Source organism: Paracoccus aerius, from assembly GCF_014656455.1.
Taxonomy (GTDB): Bacteria; Pseudomonadota; Alphaproteobacteria; order Rhodobacterales; family Rhodobacteraceae; genus Paracoccus; species Paracoccus aerius.
This window is the reverse complement of sequence record NZ_BNCL01000010.1, coordinates 57,807-74,644: the sequence shown is the minus strand read 5'-3', so window position 1 is coordinate 74,644 and position 16,838 is coordinate 57,807. Positions and strand designations below refer to the sequence as shown.

General features: G+C 65.9%; 12 protein-coding genes and 1 tRNA gene. 8 read left to right on the top strand and 5 right to left on the bottom strand.

Features of this window, described 5'->3' with window-relative positions:
- Positions 1 to 11: 11 nt before the first annotated feature.
- Positions 12 to 3,488, top strand: coding sequence for a calcium-binding protein (locus IE224_RS21290; RefSeq protein ID WP_268246548.1), 3,477 nt, complete (start codon positions 12 to 14; stop codon positions 3,486 to 3,488).
- Positions 3,489 to 3,492: 4 nt separating this feature from the next.
- On the opposite strand, the gene queG is transcribed toward IE224_RS21290, so the two are convergent.
- The 4 genes from queG to IE224_RS12695 all read right to left on the bottom strand — a co-directional run bounded on the left by queG (position 3,493) and on the right by IE224_RS12695 (position 6,677).
- The gene (gene queG / locus IE224_RS12710) at positions 3,493 to 4,515 is read right to left on the bottom strand and encodes a tRNA epoxyqueuosine(34) reductase QueG (protein ID WP_373305557.1); all 1,023 of its coding nucleotides are present in this window, start codon (positions 4,513 to 4,515) and stop codon (positions 3,493 to 3,495) included.
- A gap of 118 nt (positions 4,516 to 4,633) precedes the next feature.
- Entirely contained in the window at positions 4,634 to 5,320 is a 687-nt protein-coding gene (fzlA, locus tag IE224_RS12705; protein ID WP_167621014.1) for an FtsZ-binding protein FzlA, read from the bottom strand.
- Positions 5,321 to 5,381: 61 nt separating this feature from the next.
- Entirely contained in the window at positions 5,382 to 6,110 is a 729-nt protein-coding gene (gene mtgA, locus IE224_RS12700) for a monofunctional biosynthetic peptidoglycan transglycosylase (RefSeq protein ID WP_191310859.1), read from the bottom strand.
- A 33-nt stretch (positions 6,111 to 6,143) separates the two neighbouring features.
- Positions 6,144 to 6,677, bottom strand: a complete 534-nt coding sequence (locus IE224_RS12695) for a DUF1269 domain-containing protein (protein ID WP_191310857.1) — start codon at positions 6,675 to 6,677, stop codon at positions 6,144 to 6,146.
- Positions 6,678 to 6,828: 151 nt separating this feature from the next.
- On the opposite strand from IE224_RS12695, the gene IE224_RS12690 reads away from it, so the two are divergent.
- Both IE224_RS12690 and IE224_RS12685 read left to right on the top strand, forming a co-directional pair.
- Positions 6,829 to 7,137, top strand: a complete 309-nt coding sequence (locus IE224_RS12690; RefSeq protein ID WP_191310854.1) for a hypothetical protein — start codon at positions 6,829 to 6,831, stop codon at positions 7,135 to 7,137.
- Positions 7,138 to 7,237: 100 nt separating this feature from the next.
- On the top strand, positions 7,238 to 7,687 hold the full coding sequence (locus IE224_RS12685; protein WP_191310853.1) for a DoxX family protein: 450 nt from the start codon (positions 7,238 to 7,240) through the stop codon (positions 7,685 to 7,687).
- Between the two features lie 110 nt (positions 7,688 to 7,797).
- On the opposite strand, the gene IE224_RS12680 is transcribed toward IE224_RS12685, so the two are convergent.
- Positions 7,798 to 7,882, bottom strand: a tRNA-Leu gene (locus IE224_RS12680).
- A gap of 184 nt (positions 7,883 to 8,066) precedes the next feature.
- Here IE224_RS12680 and IE224_RS12675 point away from each other — a divergent pair.
- The 5 genes from IE224_RS12675 (at position 8,067) to gltB (ending at position 16,750) form a co-directional block, all read left to right on the top strand.
- Positions 8,067 to 9,053: a complex I NDUFA9 subunit family protein gene (locus IE224_RS12675; RefSeq protein WP_167621019.1), complete on the top strand. Its 987-nt coding sequence runs from the start codon at positions 8,067 to 8,069 to the stop codon at positions 9,051 to 9,053.
- On the top strand, positions 9,050 to 9,856 hold the full coding sequence (locus tag IE224_RS12670; RefSeq protein ID WP_191310977.1) for an undecaprenyl-diphosphate phosphatase: 807 nt from the start codon (positions 9,050 to 9,052) through the stop codon (positions 9,854 to 9,856). The genes IE224_RS12675 and IE224_RS12670 overlap by 4 nt, the downstream gene beginning before the upstream one ends.
- 152 nt (positions 9,857 to 10,008) lie before the next feature.
- Complete coding sequence (locus IE224_RS12665) at positions 10,009 to 11,505, top strand: NAD(P)-dependent oxidoreductase (RefSeq protein WP_191310851.1); 1,497 nt, start codon at positions 10,009 to 10,011, stop codon at positions 11,503 to 11,505.
- 8 nt (positions 11,506 to 11,513) lie between these two features.
- On the top strand, positions 11,514 to 12,212 hold the full coding sequence (locus IE224_RS12660) for a hypothetical protein (protein WP_191310849.1): 699 nt from the start codon (positions 11,514 to 11,516) through the stop codon (positions 12,210 to 12,212).
- Positions 12,209 to 16,750 carry a glutamate synthase large subunit gene (gene gltB / locus IE224_RS12655; protein ID WP_191310847.1) on the top strand — a complete coding sequence of 1,514 codons (4,542 nt, stop codon included), beginning with the start codon at positions 12,209 to 12,211 and terminating at the stop codon, positions 16,748 to 16,750. Before IE224_RS12660 ends, gltB begins: the two co-directional genes overlap by 4 nt.
- Positions 16,751 to 16,838: the final 88 nt, after the last annotated feature.

Sequence of the window (16,838 nt, the reverse complement as noted above, 5' to 3'; positions counted from 1 at the left end):
GAACCGACCCGATGATCACTTATCGTCATGTTGTCACCTATGGCACGACGCAGCAACGCTGGCTGTCCAATGTGACCGACCTGGCCCTGGCCCAGACCGGGGGGCAGTGGATGGTATTTGCCGTGAACGCGACTGGCGGCCTGTCCAGCTATCGCATCGGCGATCCCCTGGCCCCCCTGATCCGGGGGCAGGCTGCGGGCTTTCCCGCCAATTTCACCTATCACGCGCAGCCCAGGCTGACGGTGCTGGGCCAGGACGGCAAGACCGCCCTTATGATCGGCGGCATGTCGGGCGCCGGGGTGGCGGGACTGGTGGTGGATGACAAGGGCAGGCTGGGCAGCTTCGGCCAATTGTTCCCCGCAGACAAGATCGGCGCGAAGCTGTCTGCCAGCAGCCAGATCGTGACGGAGCAAGGCCAATTCCTGGTTTCGGCCCGTGCCGACCGCCTGACGATCGAGGTGAACCGGATCAGCCCGGATGGCCGGCTTTCCCCCGTGTCCTCGGTCGATCTGCCGCAGCCCCAGGGCGTGGCCGAGGCTTCGCTGGACAAGATCGTCATGGCCACCGTGGACGGGCAGCACCTGCTGGTCGCGATCTCGGGTCTGGGCAACTTCGTCTCGACCCATGCGATCGGCGCGAACGGGATGCTGGGCGCCGGCCATATCCACACCGCAGCCGAGGGAACCGGCTATGATGTCCCGTCCGACTTTGCCGTGCTGCAGGTCGCGGGGCGCAGCTTCGTGGTGATGGCGGGGAACACGTCCTCGTCCTTGTCGGTGTTCCGGCTGGACAAGACCGGCAAGCTGACCGCGACCGATCACGTCCTGGACGAACTGACAACACGGTTCCAGTCGGTGACGGCGCTTGCCACGGCCGTGGTGGACGGGCGGGGCTATGTGATCGCGGGCGGCGCGGACGGCGGGATCAGCGTCTTCACCCTTCTGCCGGATGGCAGGCTTCTGCACCTGCAGACCATTGTCGACACCAACGCGATGACCCTGGGCCGCGTCAGTGCGATCGAAGCGGTCGTGATCGCGGGCAAGATCGTGCTGCTGGTCACCTCGGCCCGGGAAACCGGGATGACGCAGCTTGTCATCGACCCGGGCGGGATCGGCAAGACCGCCATGGCCGGCGCGGGCGTGGCGGAGGGAACCGATCGCGACGATCTGCTGGTCGCGGCATCGTCCACCACGCAGCTTCGCGGCGGGGCGGGCGACGACATCCTGGTCACCGGCAATGCCAATATCACTCTGTCGGGCGGGAGTGGCGCGGATATCTTTGCCGTCACCCGCGTTGACGGCCGCGTCGTGATTTCCGACTTTGAAGCCGGGGTGGACCGCCTGGACCTGTCCATGCTGGGCATGATCCGCAGCACCTGGCAGCTTGCCTTTGCGCCGCAGGCCTGGGGAATGCGGATCGTTTACGGCAATTCGATCCTCGAGATCCGGACGCGCGACGGCAAGGGGCTGGTGCCGTCGGACTTCGGGAACGGCATGTTCCCCATCGCGCATTACACCCTGCCGGCGCTGGACCCGGTCAAGGTCACTCCTCCGCCCAGCACCGTCGGCCAGTGGATCTTCGGGACCGAGCGTGCCGACCAGCTGCTGGGGGCGGGCGGGCCGGATCAGGTGCAGGCAGGCGCGGGCAACGACACCGTCTCGGCCGGGGCCGGCAATGACAGCGTCCAGGGCGGGGACGGCAACGACCTGTTGCGCGGCGGCAGCGGCAATGACCTGCTGCAGGGGCAGGCGGGCCAGGACAGCCTGTTCGGCGATGAGGGCAATGACAGCCTGCTGGGCCAGGACGGGGATGATCTTCTGTATGGCGGACTGGGCGGCGACATCCTGCGCGGGGGCGGTGGCAATGACCGGCTTTATGGCGGGTCCGACAGCGACCGCCTGTTTGGCGAGGCGGGCCACGACACCCTGTCGGGCGAGGATGGCAACGATCACCTGGAGGATCCCGAGGGCAACAACCACCTGCTGGGCGGAGCGGGCAACGACACCCTGATCGCCGGCTTGGGCCTTGATTCGCTGTGGGGGGGTGACGGAGACGACCTGTTGCAGGGTGGCGGCGGGGCCGACGGTCTGGACGGCCAGGCGGGGCAGGACACGCTGTGGGGCGGGGCGGGGGACGACCGGCTTCAGGACCTGTCGGGCCATAACCTGCTGCTGGGCGAGGCGGGCAATGACCAGTTGGCAACCGGTGCCGGCAATGACCGCCTGCGCGGCGGTTCGGGGCGCGACGTGCTGCGCGCGGGCGGCGGCAACGACAGCCTTTGGGGTGACGATGATGACGATCACCTGTTTGGCGAGGATGGGAACGACCTGCTGGACGGAGGGGCCGGTCAGGACCTGCTGGACGGCGGGGCGGCCAATGACCGGCTGGACGGGGGGCAGGGCAACGACACCCTGCAAGGCCAGGGCGGCAATGACACGCTGACCGACCTGTCGGGCGACAACCGACTGATGGGCCATGACGGCAATGACAACCTCCGCGCCGGCGCAGGTCTGGACTGGCTTTACGGCGGTGCCGGAGACGATTCGCTTTGGGGCGGTTCCGGCGCGGACCGTTTGTGGGGGAATTCCGGCCGAGACCGGATCTGGGGCGAGGATGGCAATGACATCCTCGAGGATCTGCTGGGCCATAACCTGCTGGACGGGGGTGCCGGCAATGACCGCCTGCTGGCCGGCGGCGGGAACGACACGCTGCGCGGCGGGGCGGGGCAGGATCTGCTGCGGGGTGGCGGTGGAACGGACATCCTTGACGGGGGATCGGGCAACGACACGCTGTGGGGCGACGTGGGCAACGACCGGCTGACCGATCTGTCCGGCAGCAACATCCTGCGGGGAGGTGCCGGAAACGACCTCCTGACCGCCGGGGCAGGCAGGGACGCGCTGTGGGGCGACGGCGGGAACGATACCATGGCCGGAGGCGGGGGCCATGATACGCTGCGCGGCGGGTCGGGCAACGACCGCCTGCTGGGCCAAGCCGGAAACGACAGCCTGTGGGGCGACGGGGGCGACGACCTCATTTATGGCGGATCAGGCAATGATGCCGTCCTGGGCGGGCTTGGCGCCGACAGGCTGTGGGGGGAGGTGGGAAACGACCTGCTGCAAGGCGGCGATCATCGCGACCGGCTGTGGGGGGGAACGGGCCGGGACACGCTGGTCGGTGGCGGCGGCAGCGACCTGATCTGGGGCGGCGCCGGGGCAGACGTGTTTCGCTTTCTCAAGACCAGCGACAGCAGCCGTGCCGCGCCCGATCTGATCCACGATTTCCGGGCGAACTCGGACCACCTGGACCTGCGCGCTCTGAAGCTGCGCTATATCGACGATGCCGGTTTCAGCGGCGCCCGGCAGGTCCGCTGGGATCATGTCGGATCCGAGACGCGGGTGATGGCCGACCTGAACGGCGACGGACGGCCCGATTTCGTGCTGCGGATGCTGGGCCACCTGGACCTGGATCGCGGCGACTTCCTGTTGTGACGGCTCAGCCCTCGGCCAGCCGCCCCATCGCCCACCGCGCCGCATCGGCCACGGCGGGATCCGGGTCGCCTGTCAGCCCCCGCGCCAGTTCCGCCAGCGACGGATCGCCCGAGTTCCCGATCGCATAAAGCACGTTGCGTACGAAGCGGTCGCGCCCGATGCGTTTGATCGGGCTGCCGGAAAAGCGCGCGCGGAAGCCCGCATCGTCCAGCACCGCCAGCTCGGCCAAGGGCGGCGCGCCGACGATGCCGCGATAGCGCATCTCGGACCCGGCCTGGGCGAACTTGTTCCAGGGGCAGACGGCCAGGCAATCGTCGCAGCCATAGATCCGGTTGCCCATCAGGGGGCGCAGTTCGGGATCGACCGGACCCTTGTGCTCGATCGTCAGGTAGGAAATGCAACGCCGCGCGTCCAGCTGATAGGGCGCGGGAAAGGCGCCGGTCGGGCAGGCGTCAAGACAGGCGCGGCAGGATCCGCAATGGGAAATCTCGGGCGCATCCGGGGGCAGGGCGGCGGTCGTGAAGATCGAGCCCAGGAAGAACCAGCTTCCCAGATCGCGCGACAGAAGATTGGTATGCTTGCCCTGCCAGCCCAGCCCGGCCGCCTGCGCCAGCGGCTTTTCCATCACCGGCGCGGTATCGACGAAGACCTTGATCTGCTGGCCCGGGACCTGTGCCAGCAGCCAGCGGCCAAGCTGCTTCAAGCGCTTCTTGACCAAGTCGTGGTAATCGCGGCCCTGGGCATAGACACTGATCGCCGCGCGGTCGGTCTGGTCCAGCACGCCCAGCGGATCATGGTCCGGCGTGTAAAGCTCGGCCAGCATGATGACCGACCTGGCCTCGGGCCACAGTGCGGCCGGATTGCCGCGCCAATGCGCCCGCTCGGACATCCAGGCCATTTGCCCCTGCCGCCCGGCCTCCAGAAACTGCTGCAACCGTTCTGCCACCTCCGGCACGGCATCCGGCGTCGTGACCCGCATCCGCGAAAACCCGACCGCCTCGGCCTCGGCCGCCAGACGCTCTTTCACTTTGGCATAAATATCCTCGGGGGGGTGAGACGCGCCCGGGAAAAGGTCCGGTGGACCTTTTCCAGCGGCGAACGCCTGCCGCCTTGCGGCAGGCTGGGGGGGCGAAGCGCCCCCGGTCTTATCCGAAGTCAAGCTCGGCATAGTGGGGGGCCGGGTGGATCCCCGGAACCTGGTCGGCCAGGATCGACCGGAAGGCCGGGCGCGACTTGATCGTCGCATACCAGTCGCGCAAGGATTCCGACCGGTCCCAGTCCACGTCCGAGATATAGTCGAGGCAGGAAAAATGCGCGGCAGCCGTGAAATCGGCCAGCGACAGGCTGTTCCCGGCCAGCCAGCGGCGGGTTTCCAGCAGCGTGGTCAGATAGTCGATATGCTCCTTGATGGCGCGCAGGCCCTCCTTGACCACACGGCTGTCCGGATAGCCCTGCCGGGTGACCTTCTTCCACACCCGCTCGGTCAGGATCGGCACCGTCACCTCGGTGTTGAACTTGTCGTCGAACCAGGCGCAGAGCCGGCGCACCTCGTGGCGTTCCAGCGGCGTGGGGGGCATCAGCGCGGGAGAGGGCACGGCCTCGTCCAGGTATTCGATGATCGCCTGGCTTTCGGCCAGCATGTTGCCGCGGTGGCGCAGGACCGGCAGCTTGCCGGCGGGATTGCGCCGCTTCAGGTCGGGCGGACTTTCCCAGTAACGCTCCTCGACCAGCTCGACCTCGATCTTCTTCTCGGCCAGGACCAGCCGGACCTTGCGGCAGAAAGGTGACAGCGCCGTGTGATAAAGCCGCGTGGTCTGGGTGTTGCTGTTCATCGCCTGCTTCAAGAATCCCTGCTTCGCAATCCGGCCTTGATAAGCCTGCCCCCGCCGCGTTTCAACCGGCGCGGGCAGCGGCGAAGCAATCGGCGCGTCCGTCGCGCTGAATGGTGGCCGCCCCGTCGGCAATCGCGCGCGACCGGTTCGAGGCCCGGTTGACGCCGCGCGTCTTGGGCGAGGGCAGCACGGCGGCAAGCCGCGCCGCCTGCACGGGCGTCAGCTTGTCCGGCGTGGTGCCAAAATACTCACGCGCCGCCGCCTTGATCCCGAAGATGCCCGGCCCGAACTCGGCCACGTTCAGATAGACCTCAAGGATGCGGCGCTTGGACCAGAAGGCCTCGATCATCGGCGTGAAGGCGGTTTCCAGGACCTTTCGGGTCCAGCTTCGCCCCTGCCACAGAAAGACGTTCTTGGCCGTCTGCTGGGTCAGCGTCGACGCCCCCCGCGTCGATCCCGAGGCCACGACCTTGCGGATCTCGACCACGTCGAAGCCCCAGTGCAGGCAGAAGTTCGCGTCCTCGGCCGCGACCACCGACCGGCGCATCGCAGGCGAGATGTCCTCGAGGTTCACCCAGGCCCGCGGCGCGGTCGCCTCGGAGGCGATGGTCCAGGTCGTGGGCGGGTTGACCAGGGCATAGAACATCACCAGCCCCAGCATCAGCGCCAGGAAACGCAGTGCCAGCCACCGCGTCCAGATCAGCAGCCGCCGCAGGGGACGCCAGCGGACCGGGCGCATCTCCGACGCGGGATCGTCGGCGGGCGGGCTGAAGAGGATGCGCAGGACCATGCGCCGCCCTGTCTCATGCGGCCCCGGCTTGCGTCAAGCGCCCGCGGCCGGGGGCACCACCGGCGGCACGGATGCGGCATTGCCAGACAGGGCGTCGCGCAGCCGGTCCTCGTCCTCTTGCGACAGCGAGGTCTTCAGGACCCGGCCCCGGTGGTGGAAGGATTGCAGCCGGTCTAGCACCTTGTCCGCCGTCATCTTGCGCAGCAGCACGAAGACCGCTGACCCGCCCGGCGGCAGGGATCGTGCCGTGTCGCGCATGAAGTCGTCGTTGATGCCCACGTCCGACAGCTTGCCCGCAAGCGCCCCCGAGGCCGCCCCCACCGCCGCCCCGATCAATGGATTCAGGAAGATCAGCCCGATGAAGGTGCCCCAGAAGCCCCCGCCAAGCGCGCCCGCCGCCGTCAGGTTGATGGCCTGGTGCAGCTTGATGTCGTCCTCGGCCGGGCGGGTGACGACAACCGCGTCCTCCATCTCGATCAGGTATTCGGATTGCATCTTCACCAGTTCTGCCCGCAGTTCGAATCCGGTGGCCTCGTCGTCGAAGGCAATGACGATCAGTTCCGACATGGCTTTCTCCTTTTTTCCAGCCCATCGCGCGTCCAATGAACAGGACAGCCCAGGCTTTCGCCAATGTGAAGCACAAAGCCACGATGCCGCTTGAAAATCGGCCGGATGCTGCGCCATATCGGCCCAGTCGCAACGATGGGCCTGCCCCGGGATGAGAGTTCTTGCCACAGTCATGCTGATGGTGTCGCTTTTGGCGATGTCCGTCACCGTGGCGGGTGCCCAGATCACCCGCCCGCCCTGCAGCGCGCAGATCCGCGCCGATGACATGTGCTATGCGGCAGCGCTGCCCGACGCCAGGTCCGAGACATCCAAGAAATCCGGCATCTGCTTTGTCTGCCTGGCGCCGTCCCAGGATGATGCCAAGGCCGTACGCCCCCAGTCCCGCCTGCAGATGACCTACGCGGCTGTTGTGGCGACCGACGCGCGCCGCCTGGCTCCCTGGCGTCCGCCCCAGGCCTGATCCCCGATTTCGAAGCACCGCCTGAACCTGCCCCCATGGGGCGAACACCGACTTTTCCTTGCGCCGGGGTCCGGCTGCAAGACGAATGGGATCAACGACCATGTCCGATTACAACACCACCAACACCCGCCTGATCATTCCCGGCCTGCAGGGCCTTTATGCCGCCGTCGCGCCGCTGACGGTCCTTTACATGCGCGTCATCTGCGGCGCGGCCTTCATGGTCCATGGCTTTCCCAAAATCATGAACCCGATGGGTGCCGTCGGGATGGTCGAGGGACTGGGCTTCACGCCCGGCTGGCTGTGGTCGCCGCTTCTGGCGGGGACCGAGTTCCTTGGCGGCCTGCTTCTGGTCCTGGGCCTTTTGACCCGCCCGGCCGCCGTCGCGACATCGATAGTCCTGTGCGTGACCACCTATTTCCACTGGGTTGTCCAGGCCGAGGGATTCGCTGGGGCCGAGAAGTCGCTGCTGTGGCTGGGCCTGACGCTGTATTTCGCCGCGCATGGCGGTGGCCGGCTGTCGCTGGACCGCGCCTGGGGCAAGCAGTTCTGACAAGGCCTACGACAGCAGGGGCGGGCTTGTCCCGCCCCGAGCCAGGCTTGCTGCCAAGTTTCCACAAGTAAAAAGCCCCCGGAAAACCGAAGTTTTCCGGGGGCTTTTTATGGTGCCCAGAAGAGGACTCGAACCTCCACGCCTTGCGGCACACGGACCTGAACCGTGCGCGTCTACCAATTCCGCCATCTGGGCCAACTGGTGTGAGCGGCTGATTAAAGGCAGCCGCAGGGGGCGTCAATGGGGGTCTGACAGAAATCTGTCGAAAATCTGCCGCGCCATCCTGCCGCAGCCGCAATGGCCCGCCCCGCGCCTTGTCGCGCGGCCCGCGCTTGGATATGGAACCACCAGACATCGGCATGAAGGAGGCGAGACGCCCATGGCGAAACTGGTCACGATCTATGGCGGGTCCGGCTTTGTCGGCCGGCACATCGCCCGGCAGATGGCCAAGCGCGGCTGGCGCGTGCGCATCGCCGTCCGCCGCCCGGACGAGGCGCTGTTCACCCGCACCTATGGCGCAGTGGGCCAGGTCCAGCCGATCCTGTGCAATATCCGCGACGACCTGTCGGTGCGCGCGGCCATGGTGGGCGCGGACGCGGTCGTGAACTGCGTCAACATCCTGGCCCCCAAGGGCAAGAGCACCTTTCAGGCCGTCTTCGAACAAGGGGCCGAACGTATCGCCCGCCTGTCGGTCGAGATGGGCGTGGACCGGGTGGTCCATATATCCGGCCTTGGCGTCGATCCGGGATCGGACAGCCCCTATATCGCCAGCAAGGCACGAGGCGAATCGGCGGTGCTGAAGCATCGGCCCGATGCCGTGATCCTGCGTCCCTCGGTCATCTTCGGCCAGGGCGACAATTTCTATAACCGCTTTGCCGCCATGACCCGCTTTGGTCCGGTCCTGCCGATCGTCGGGGGCAAGACGCGCTTGCAGCCGGTCTTCGTCGACGACGTGGCTCTGGCCGCCGTCAAGGGCGCGACCGGAGAGGCGGCGCCCGGCATCTATGAACTGGGCGGGCCGGATGTGCTGACTGTCCGGCAGGTTGTCGAGCAGGTGCTGAAGTCGACGATGCGCCGGCGCGGCGTGGTGAACCTGCCCTTCTGGGGGGCGGGCATCGGCGCAGGGGTGCTGGGTGTCCTGCAGTTCCTGACCGGCGGGCTGTTCACGAACACGATCCTGACACGCGACCAGCTTGCGCTGCTGCGCGCCGACAATGTCGTCTCGCCCGCGGCGCGCGGCTTTGCCGAGCTTGGCATCCAGCCCGTGGCGGCCGAGGCGGTGATCGACGACTATCTGTGGCGCTTCCGTCCCTCGGGTCAGTATGACGCGATCAAGCAGTCGGCCAAGAACCTGCGCGCAGACTGATGGAACACAACACGATCGTTGCCGCGGTTCTCGGGATTCTCGAGGGCCTGACCGAGTTCATTCCGGTGTCCTCGACCGGACATATCCTGCTGGCGGGGCATTTCCTGGGCTTCGATTCGCCCGGTCGCAGCTTCGAGGTGCTGATCCAATTGGGCGCGCTGCTGGCGATCCTGGGCATCTATTCCGCGCGGATCGTCCAAGTTCTGACGTCCGCCCCCCATGATCCGGCCGCCCGCCGCTTTGTCGGGGCGGTGCTGCTGGCCTTCCTGCCCGCCGTGGCGATCGGCGTCCTGGCCCATGGCTTTATCAAGACGGTGCTGTTCGAGACGCCCGTTCTGATCGCGGTGATGCTGATCCTGGGCGGCATCGTGCTGCTGTGGGTGGATCGCCGCGCCACCCATCCGGTCTATGCCCGGGCCGAGGATTTTCCCTTGTCGGTCGCCTTCAAGATCGGCCTGTTCCAGTGCCTGGCGATGATCCCCGGCGTTTCACGCTCGGGTGCGACCATCGTGGGCGGTCTGCTTTTGGGCGCGGACAAGCGGTCGGCGGCAGAGTTTTCCTTTTTCCTGGCAATGCCCACGATGTTGGGGGCCTTCACGCTGGACCTGCTGAAGAACCGCGACCTTCTGGACGCAAGCGCCTTGGGCAATATCGCCATCGGCTTCATTGCGGCCTTGCTGACGGCGCTGATCGTGGTCCGCTGGCTGCTGGGCTATGTCTCGCAGCATGGCTATGCCTTGTTCGGCTGGTGGCGCATCGCGGTCGGGATCATCGCTTTGCTGGGGATTTGGGCAGGTTGGTAACGCGTCCTGACCTATTTTTGTGACCTTGAGCGAACTTTTTTCAGCATCAAGGCATAAATATGGGTATTAGGTCAGCATAGCTGACTTTTAATGCCGGTGGCCCTGGTTTACTGCGTTTGCGGAAGTTCCTGTTATTGGAAGGTCGCGCAGCCATGGCCACGCAAAACATGCTCAAGTTCGTCTCGACCCCGCGCGAGATGCCCGAAAAACGTCCGGCGACCGAACGCAGCGAAGACTTCCACGAGATTTACCGCGAATTTGCCAGGGCCAAGGCCGCCGAACAGGCCAGCCGGTGCAGCCAGTGCGGCGTGCCTTATTGCCAAAGCCACTGCCCGCTTCACAACAACATCCCCGACTGGCTGCGCCTGACCGCCGAGGGGCGTCTGTTCGAGGCCTGGCAGGTCAGCCAGGCGACCAGCACCCTTCCCGAGATTTGCGGCCGCATCTGCCCCCAGGACCGGTTGTGCGAAGGCAACTGCGTGATCGAGCAGTCGGGCCACGGCACCGTCACCATCGGCGCGATCGAGAAATACATCAACGACGTCGCTTGGGAAGAAGGCTGGATCAAGTCCGTCCAGCCAGTCCAGGAACGCGCCGAATCGGTCGGCATCATCGGTGCCGGTCCCGGCGGCCTGTCCGCGGCCCACATGCTGCGCGCGCGGGGGTTCCAGGTGACGGTCTATGACCGCTATGACCGCGCAGGCGGGCTGATGACCTATGGCATCCCCGGCTTCAAGCTGGAAAAGGACGTGGTCATGCGCCGCAACCAATGGTTGGCGGACAGCGGCGTCGAGTTCGTCCTGAACTGCAATGTCGGCCAGGACATCAGCTTTGACGCGATCCGCGGCAAGCATGATGCCGTGCTGATCGCCACGGGCGTCTACAAGACCCGCGACCTGGACATCGACAACGCCAATGCGGGCGGGGTGGTGCGGGCCATCGACTATCTGACCGCATCCAACAAGGTCGAGTTCGGCGACGAGGTGCCGGACTTCGAGGATGGCGAGTTGAACGCCCGCGGCAAGCGCGTGGTCGTGATCGGCGGCGGCGACACTGCGATGGATTGCGTGCGCACCGCGATCCGCCAGGGCGCCTTGTCGGTGAAATGCCTGTATCGCCGCGACCGCGCCAACATGCCGGGTTCGCAGCGCGAGGTGCAGAATGCCGAGGAAGAAGGCGTCGATTTCGTCTGGATGTCCGCGCCCGGCAAGTTCATCGGCCATGTGACCGGCGACTTCGCCGCCAACCAGGAAGCCGACGTGGACGGTCCGGTGCGCGCGGTAACGCAGATCGCGCAGGTCAGCATCCAGAAGATGCGCCTTGGCGCGCCGGACGTGTCGGGCCGCCAGTCGCCCGAACTGATCGAGGGCGCCGATTACGACGAACCCGCCGACCTCGTCATCAAGGCCCTGGGCTTCGAGCCCGAGGATCTGCCGAAACTGTGGGGCGTGGACGGGCTGGAGGTCACCCGCTGGGGCACGATCAAGGCCAATTTCCAGACCCACCAGACCAGCCTGCCCGGCGTTTTCGCCGTGGGCGACATCGTGCGCGGCGCGTCCCTTGTCGTCTGGGCGATCCGCGACGGCCGCGAGGCCGCCGAATCCATTGCCGGTTTCCTCACCGGCGAAGCCCGCGTCGCGGCGGAATAGGTGCGGTGATGCTGCGGATCATCGCGCCACTGGGACTTGCCCTGGCCGCGTCGGTCGGCCATGCGGCGACCTTCACCCCGCCCAAGGGATGCCAGTTGCAGTCGACGGTGCAGAACCGCGGCTGCTCGGTGACCCAGTACTACCAGTGCTCGGCCGATCCCGCAGGCCATCAGCGCAGCGCGACCCTGGGCGAGGACGGTTTGCGCCACCTGTCCCATATCGACGAGGAAACCCGCTGGATCGAAAGCAGCGATCCCAACACCGGGCTGGCCGATTTCCTGGTCGAACGGTCCAAGGATCACGCCAGCTTCCAGACGCTTCTGGAAACCGGCCAGGATGATTTCGACTTCTGGACCGAATCGAATACTGGCGAACGGCTGCGCCATGTGGGCCAGGACATTCTGACCGGGGAAACGACGGTGATCGACGGCCAGCCGCTGGAACTGACCCGCTTCCGGTTGAGAACCTATGACGCCAATGGCGAATTGCTGATCGAAAGGACCGGCCAGCAATTCATCAGCCGCAAGATGGGCCGTTTCTATGGCGGGGTGGAAACCCAGTCAGACTGGACCGGCCAACGTCAGGAAACAAACGACAGCCCCGTCACCTTCGCCTTTCCGGGCGAGGAAGGCTTCGGGGAAGCCACACCGCAATTCGACTGCGATCAGTTGCTGACGCAGCTTATGGACGAAAGGGCCCAGCTATGAGCAAGGATTGGCAGCAGGAACAAGAGGCCCTTCGCGACTGGATGGCCAAGAACAGCCTGTATCGCGAAGAAGACGAACATTCGTCCTGCGGCGTGGGCCTGGTGGTCAATATCGACGGCAAGCCAAGCCGCAAGGTCGTGCAGTCGGGCATCGACGCGCTGAAGGCGATCTGGCACCGGGGCGCGGTCGATGCCGATGGCAAGACCGGCGACGGCGCGGGGATTCATGTCCAGATCCCGGTCCCCTTCTTCTATGACCAGATCCGCCGCACCGGCCACGAACCCGACCAGTCCAAGCTGATCGCCGTGGGGCAGGTCTTCCTGCCCCGCACCAACTTTGCCGCCCAGGAAGCCTGCCGGACCATCGTGGAATCCGAAGTCCTGCGGATGGGCCACTATATCTATGGCTGGCGCCACGTCCCCGTGAACACCGCCGTTCTGGGCGAAAAGGCCAATGCCACCCGCCCCGAGATCGAGCAGATCCTGATCCGCTGCGAAAAGGACATCGACCACATCCAGTTCGAGCGCGAGTTGTACATCATCCGCCGCCGCATCGAAAAGGCGGCCGTCGCGGCTCAGGTCGCAGGCCTGTATTTCTGCTCGCTGTCCTGCCGCTCGATCATCTACAAGGGCATGATGCTGGCCGAGCAGGTGGCCGAGTTCTATCCGGATCTCAAGGACGAACGCTTCGAATCGGCCTTCGCGATCTATCACCAGCGGTATTCGACCAACACCTTCCCGCAATGGTGGCTGGCCCAGCCCTTCCGGATGCTGGCCCATAACGGCGAGATCAACACGCTGAAGGGCAACCTCAACTGGCTGCGCAGCCACGAGATCCGCATGGCCAGCAGCGCATTCGGCGAAGCGGCCGAGGATATCAAGCCGATCGTCCCCGCCGGGTCGTCGGACAGCGCCGCCCTTGATGCGGTCTTCGAGGTGATGGTGCGGTCGGGCCGCAGCGCCCCCATGACCAAGACCATGCTGGTCCCGGAAAGCTGGTCCAAGGCCACCACCGACATGCCCAAGGCATGGGCGGACATGTATGCCTATTGCAACGCCGTGATGGAGCCGTGGGACGGTCCTGCCGCCCTGGCGATGACCGACGGCCGCTGGGTCTGCGGCGGGCTTGACCGCAATGGCCTGCGGCCCATGCGCTATGTCGTGACGACCGAGAACCTGCTGATAGCCGGATCCGAGGTCGGCATGGTCCCCGTGGACGAGATGAGCGTGCGGGAAAAGGGCGCGCTTGGTCCTGGCCAGATGATCGCCGTCGATATGTGGGACGGCAAGCTTTACCATGACGGCCAGATCAAGGACCGCCTGGCCGCAAGCCAGCCCTTCGGCGAATGGATCGAGAAGGTCGTTGACCTGAACGACATCATGCGCGAACTGCCCGAGCAGGCGCATTTCAGCGGGGACGAGCTGCGCCGCCGCCAGACTGCCGCCGGCTATACGCTGGAGGAACTGGAACACGTCCTGTCGCCGATGGCCGAGGATGGCAAGGAATCCATCGCCTCGATGGGCGACGACACGCCGCCCGCCGTCCTGTCGAACCAGTATCGCCCGATGAGCCATTTCTTCCGGCAGAACTTTTCGCAGGTGACCAACCCGCCCATCGACTCCTTGCGCGAAACGCGGGTGATGTCGCTGAAGACGCGGTTTGGCAACCTCAAGAACGTGTTGGACGAATCCAGCAGCCAGACCGAGATCCTGATCCTGGAAAGCCCCTTCGTGGCGAATGGCGAATTCGCGGAAATGTCGCGCATGTTCGGCGAAACGGTGACGCGGATCGACTGCACCTTCCCCGATGGCGCGGGCAGCGAGGCACTGGGCGAGGGCCTGGCCCGCATCCGGGCCGAGGCCGAGGATGCCGTGCGGTCTGGCGCGGGCCATCTGGTCCTGACCGACGAAGGGCAGGGGCCTGACCGCGTCGCCATGCCCATGATCCTGGCGACTTCGGCGGTTCACAGCTGGCTGACCCGCAAGGGTCTGCGGACCTTCTGTTCGCTGAACGTGCGGTCGGCGGAATGCATCGACCCGCATTACTTTGCCGTGCTGATCGGCTGCGGCGCGACCACGGTAAACCCCTATCTGGCCCAGGATTCGATCCAGGACCGGATCGAGCGCGGCCTTCTGCCCGGCACCCTGATCGAGAACATGCGCCGTTACCGCGACGCCGTGGATGCGGGGCTTCTGAAGATCATGGCGAAGATGGGGATCTCGGTCATCTCGTCCTATCGCGGCGGGTTGAACTTCGAGGCCGTGGGCCTGTCCCGCGCAATGGTCGCCGAATATTTCCCCGGAATGCATTCCCGCATCAGCGGCATCGGTCTGCACGGGTTGCAGGCCAAGGTCGAGGGGCTGCACCACAAGGCCTTTCATGCGGACGGCAACGTGGACCTGCTGCCGGTCGGCGGCTTCTACAAGATGCGCCGCACGGGCGAAAAGCACGCCTGGGAAGCCAGCACCATGAAGATGTTGCAGGTGGCCTGCGACCGCGCGTCCTATGACGTGTGGAAGCAATATAGCGCCGCCATGCGGGCCAATCCGCCGATCCACATCCGCGACCTGCTGGACATCAAGGCCCTGGGCAAGCCGGTGCCGATCGAGGAGGTGGAATCCATCACCTCGATCCGCAAGCGCTTCGTGACGCCGGGCATGTCGCTGGGGGCCTTGTCGCCCGAGGCGCATATGACGCTGAACATCGCCATGAACCGGATCGGTGCGAAATCCGATTCGGGCGAGGGCGGCGAGGATCCGGCGCATTCGCATCCGCTGCCCAACGGCGACAACCCCTGCGCCAAGATCAAGCAGGTGGCCTCGGGCCGGTTCGGCGTCACCGCCGAATATCTGAACGCCTGCGAGGAGCTTGAGATCAAGGTGGCCCAGGGCGCCAAGCCCGGCGAGGGCGGGCAGTTGCCGGGCATGAAGGTGACCGAACTGATCGCGCGCCTGCGCCATTCGACCAAGGGCGTGACGCTGATCTCGCCCCCGCCGCATCACGACATCTACTCGATCGAGGATCTGGCGCAGCTGATCTATGACCTGAAGCAGATCAACCCGCGCGCCAAGATCACGGTGAAGCTGGTGGCGTCTTCGGGCGTGGGCACGATTGCGGCGGGCGTCGCCAAGGCCAAGGCCGACGTCATCCTGATCTCGGGCCACAACGGCGGCACCGGGGCCTCGCCCGCCACCTCCATCAAGTTCGCGGGCCTGCCCTGGGAGATGGGCCTGACCGAGGCGCATCAGGTTCTGGCGATGAACCGCCTGCGCGAACGGGTGACGCTGCGCACCGATGGCGGGCTTCGCACCGGCCGCGACATCGTCATGGCCGCGATGATGGGGGCCGAGGAATACGGCATCGGCACCGCCGCGCTGATCGCGATGGGTTGCATCATGGTCCGCCAGTGCCAGTCGAACACCTGCCCGGTGGGCGTCTGCACCCAGGACGAACGCCTGCGCGCCATGTTCACCGGCTCGGCGGACAAGGTGGTGAACCTCATCACCTTCTATGCGCAAGAGGTGCGCGAGATCCTGGCCTCCATCGGTGCCCGCTCCATCGACGAGATTATCGGCCGGGCCGACCTGCTGACCCAGGTCAGCCGGGGGGCCGCAAACCTGGACGACCTGGACCTGAATCCGCTGCTGATCACCGTCGATGGCGCGGACAAGATCGTCTATGACCGGTCGAAGCCCCGAAATGCCGTCATGGACACGCTGGACGCCGAGATCGTCAAGGACGCCGCCCGCTTCTTCGAGGACGGCGAGAAGATGCAGCTGTCCTACGCCGTGCGGAACACCCACCGGACCATCGGCACGCGCACGTCGTCGCTGATCGTGCAGAAGTTCGGGATGCGCAACAACCTGCAGCCCGACCACCTGACGGTGCGCCTGACGGGCAGCGCCGGCCAGTCGCTGGGCGCCTTTGCGGCCCCCGGCCTGAAGATCGAGGTGTCGGGCGACGCCAACGACTATGTGGGCAAGGGCCTGTCGGGCGGCACCATCGTGGTGCGCCCGCCGATGGCAAGCCCGCTGGTCGCCTCGGACAACACGATCATCGGCAACACGGTGCTGTATGGCGCGACCGATGGATACCTGTTCGCAGCGGGCCGGGCAGGCGAACGCTTCGGGGTCCGCAACTCGGGCGCGAAGGTGGTGATCGAGGGCTGCGGCAGCAACGGTTGCGAATACATGACCGGCGGCGTGGCCGTGATCCTGGGGCGGATCGGCGCGAACTTCGGGGCGGGCATGACGGGCGGCATGGCCTATCTGTACGACCCGCAGGGCGTGGCGCGCGACTACATCAACCCCGAGACCCTGGTCATGTGCCCGGTGACCAAGGACCATTGGGAAAACCAGTTGAAGTCCCTGGTCGAACGGCACTTCAAGGAAACCGGATCGCGCCGTGCAGGCGAGATCCTGGCGGATTGGGAGATCGAGAAGACCAACTTCCTGCAGGTCTGCCCCAAGGAAATGCTGATCCACCTGCCGCATCCGATCATGGATGTGGAAGAACCGGCGGCGGTTCCGGCCGAATAGGGCGGGATGCCTGGACATGGATTGGGGCGCGCAGCACTGCGCGCCCTCTTTCATGGCAGGTCGCGGCGCGGAAAAGGCAGATTTTGGG

Excerpts from the sequence above, each read along its gene's own strand:
- IE224_RS21290 (WP_268246548.1), top strand. The coding sequence starts at position 12 with ATGATCACTTATCGTCATGTTGTCACCTATGGCACGACGCAGCAACGC.
- fzlA (WP_167621014.1), bottom strand. The coding sequence starts at position 5,320 with ATGAACAGCAACACCCAGACCACGCGGCTTTATCACACGGCGCTGTCA.
- mtgA (WP_191310859.1), bottom strand. The coding sequence starts at position 6,110 with ATGGTCCTGCGCATCCTCTTCAGCCCGCCCGCCGACGATCCCGCGTCG.
- IE224_RS12695 (WP_191310857.1), bottom strand. The coding sequence starts at position 6,677 with ATGTCGGAACTGATCGTCATTGCCTTCGACGACGAGGCCACCGGATTC.
- IE224_RS12690 (WP_191310854.1), top strand. The coding sequence starts at position 6,829 with ATGAGAGTTCTTGCCACAGTCATGCTGATGGTGTCGCTTTTGGCGATG.
- IE224_RS12685 (WP_191310853.1), top strand. The coding sequence starts at position 7,238 with ATGTCCGATTACAACACCACCAACACCCGCCTGATCATTCCCGGCCTG.
- IE224_RS12675 (WP_167621019.1), top strand. The coding sequence starts at position 8,067 with ATGGCGAAACTGGTCACGATCTATGGCGGGTCCGGCTTTGTCGGCCGG.
- IE224_RS12665 (WP_191310851.1), top strand. The coding sequence starts at position 10,009 with ATGGCCACGCAAAACATGCTCAAGTTCGTCTCGACCCCGCGCGAGATG.
- IE224_RS12660 (WP_191310849.1), top strand. The coding sequence starts at position 11,514 with ATGCTGCGGATCATCGCGCCACTGGGACTTGCCCTGGCCGCGTCGGTC.
- gltB (WP_191310847.1), top strand. The coding sequence starts at position 12,209 with ATGAGCAAGGATTGGCAGCAGGAACAAGAGGCCCTTCGCGACTGGATG.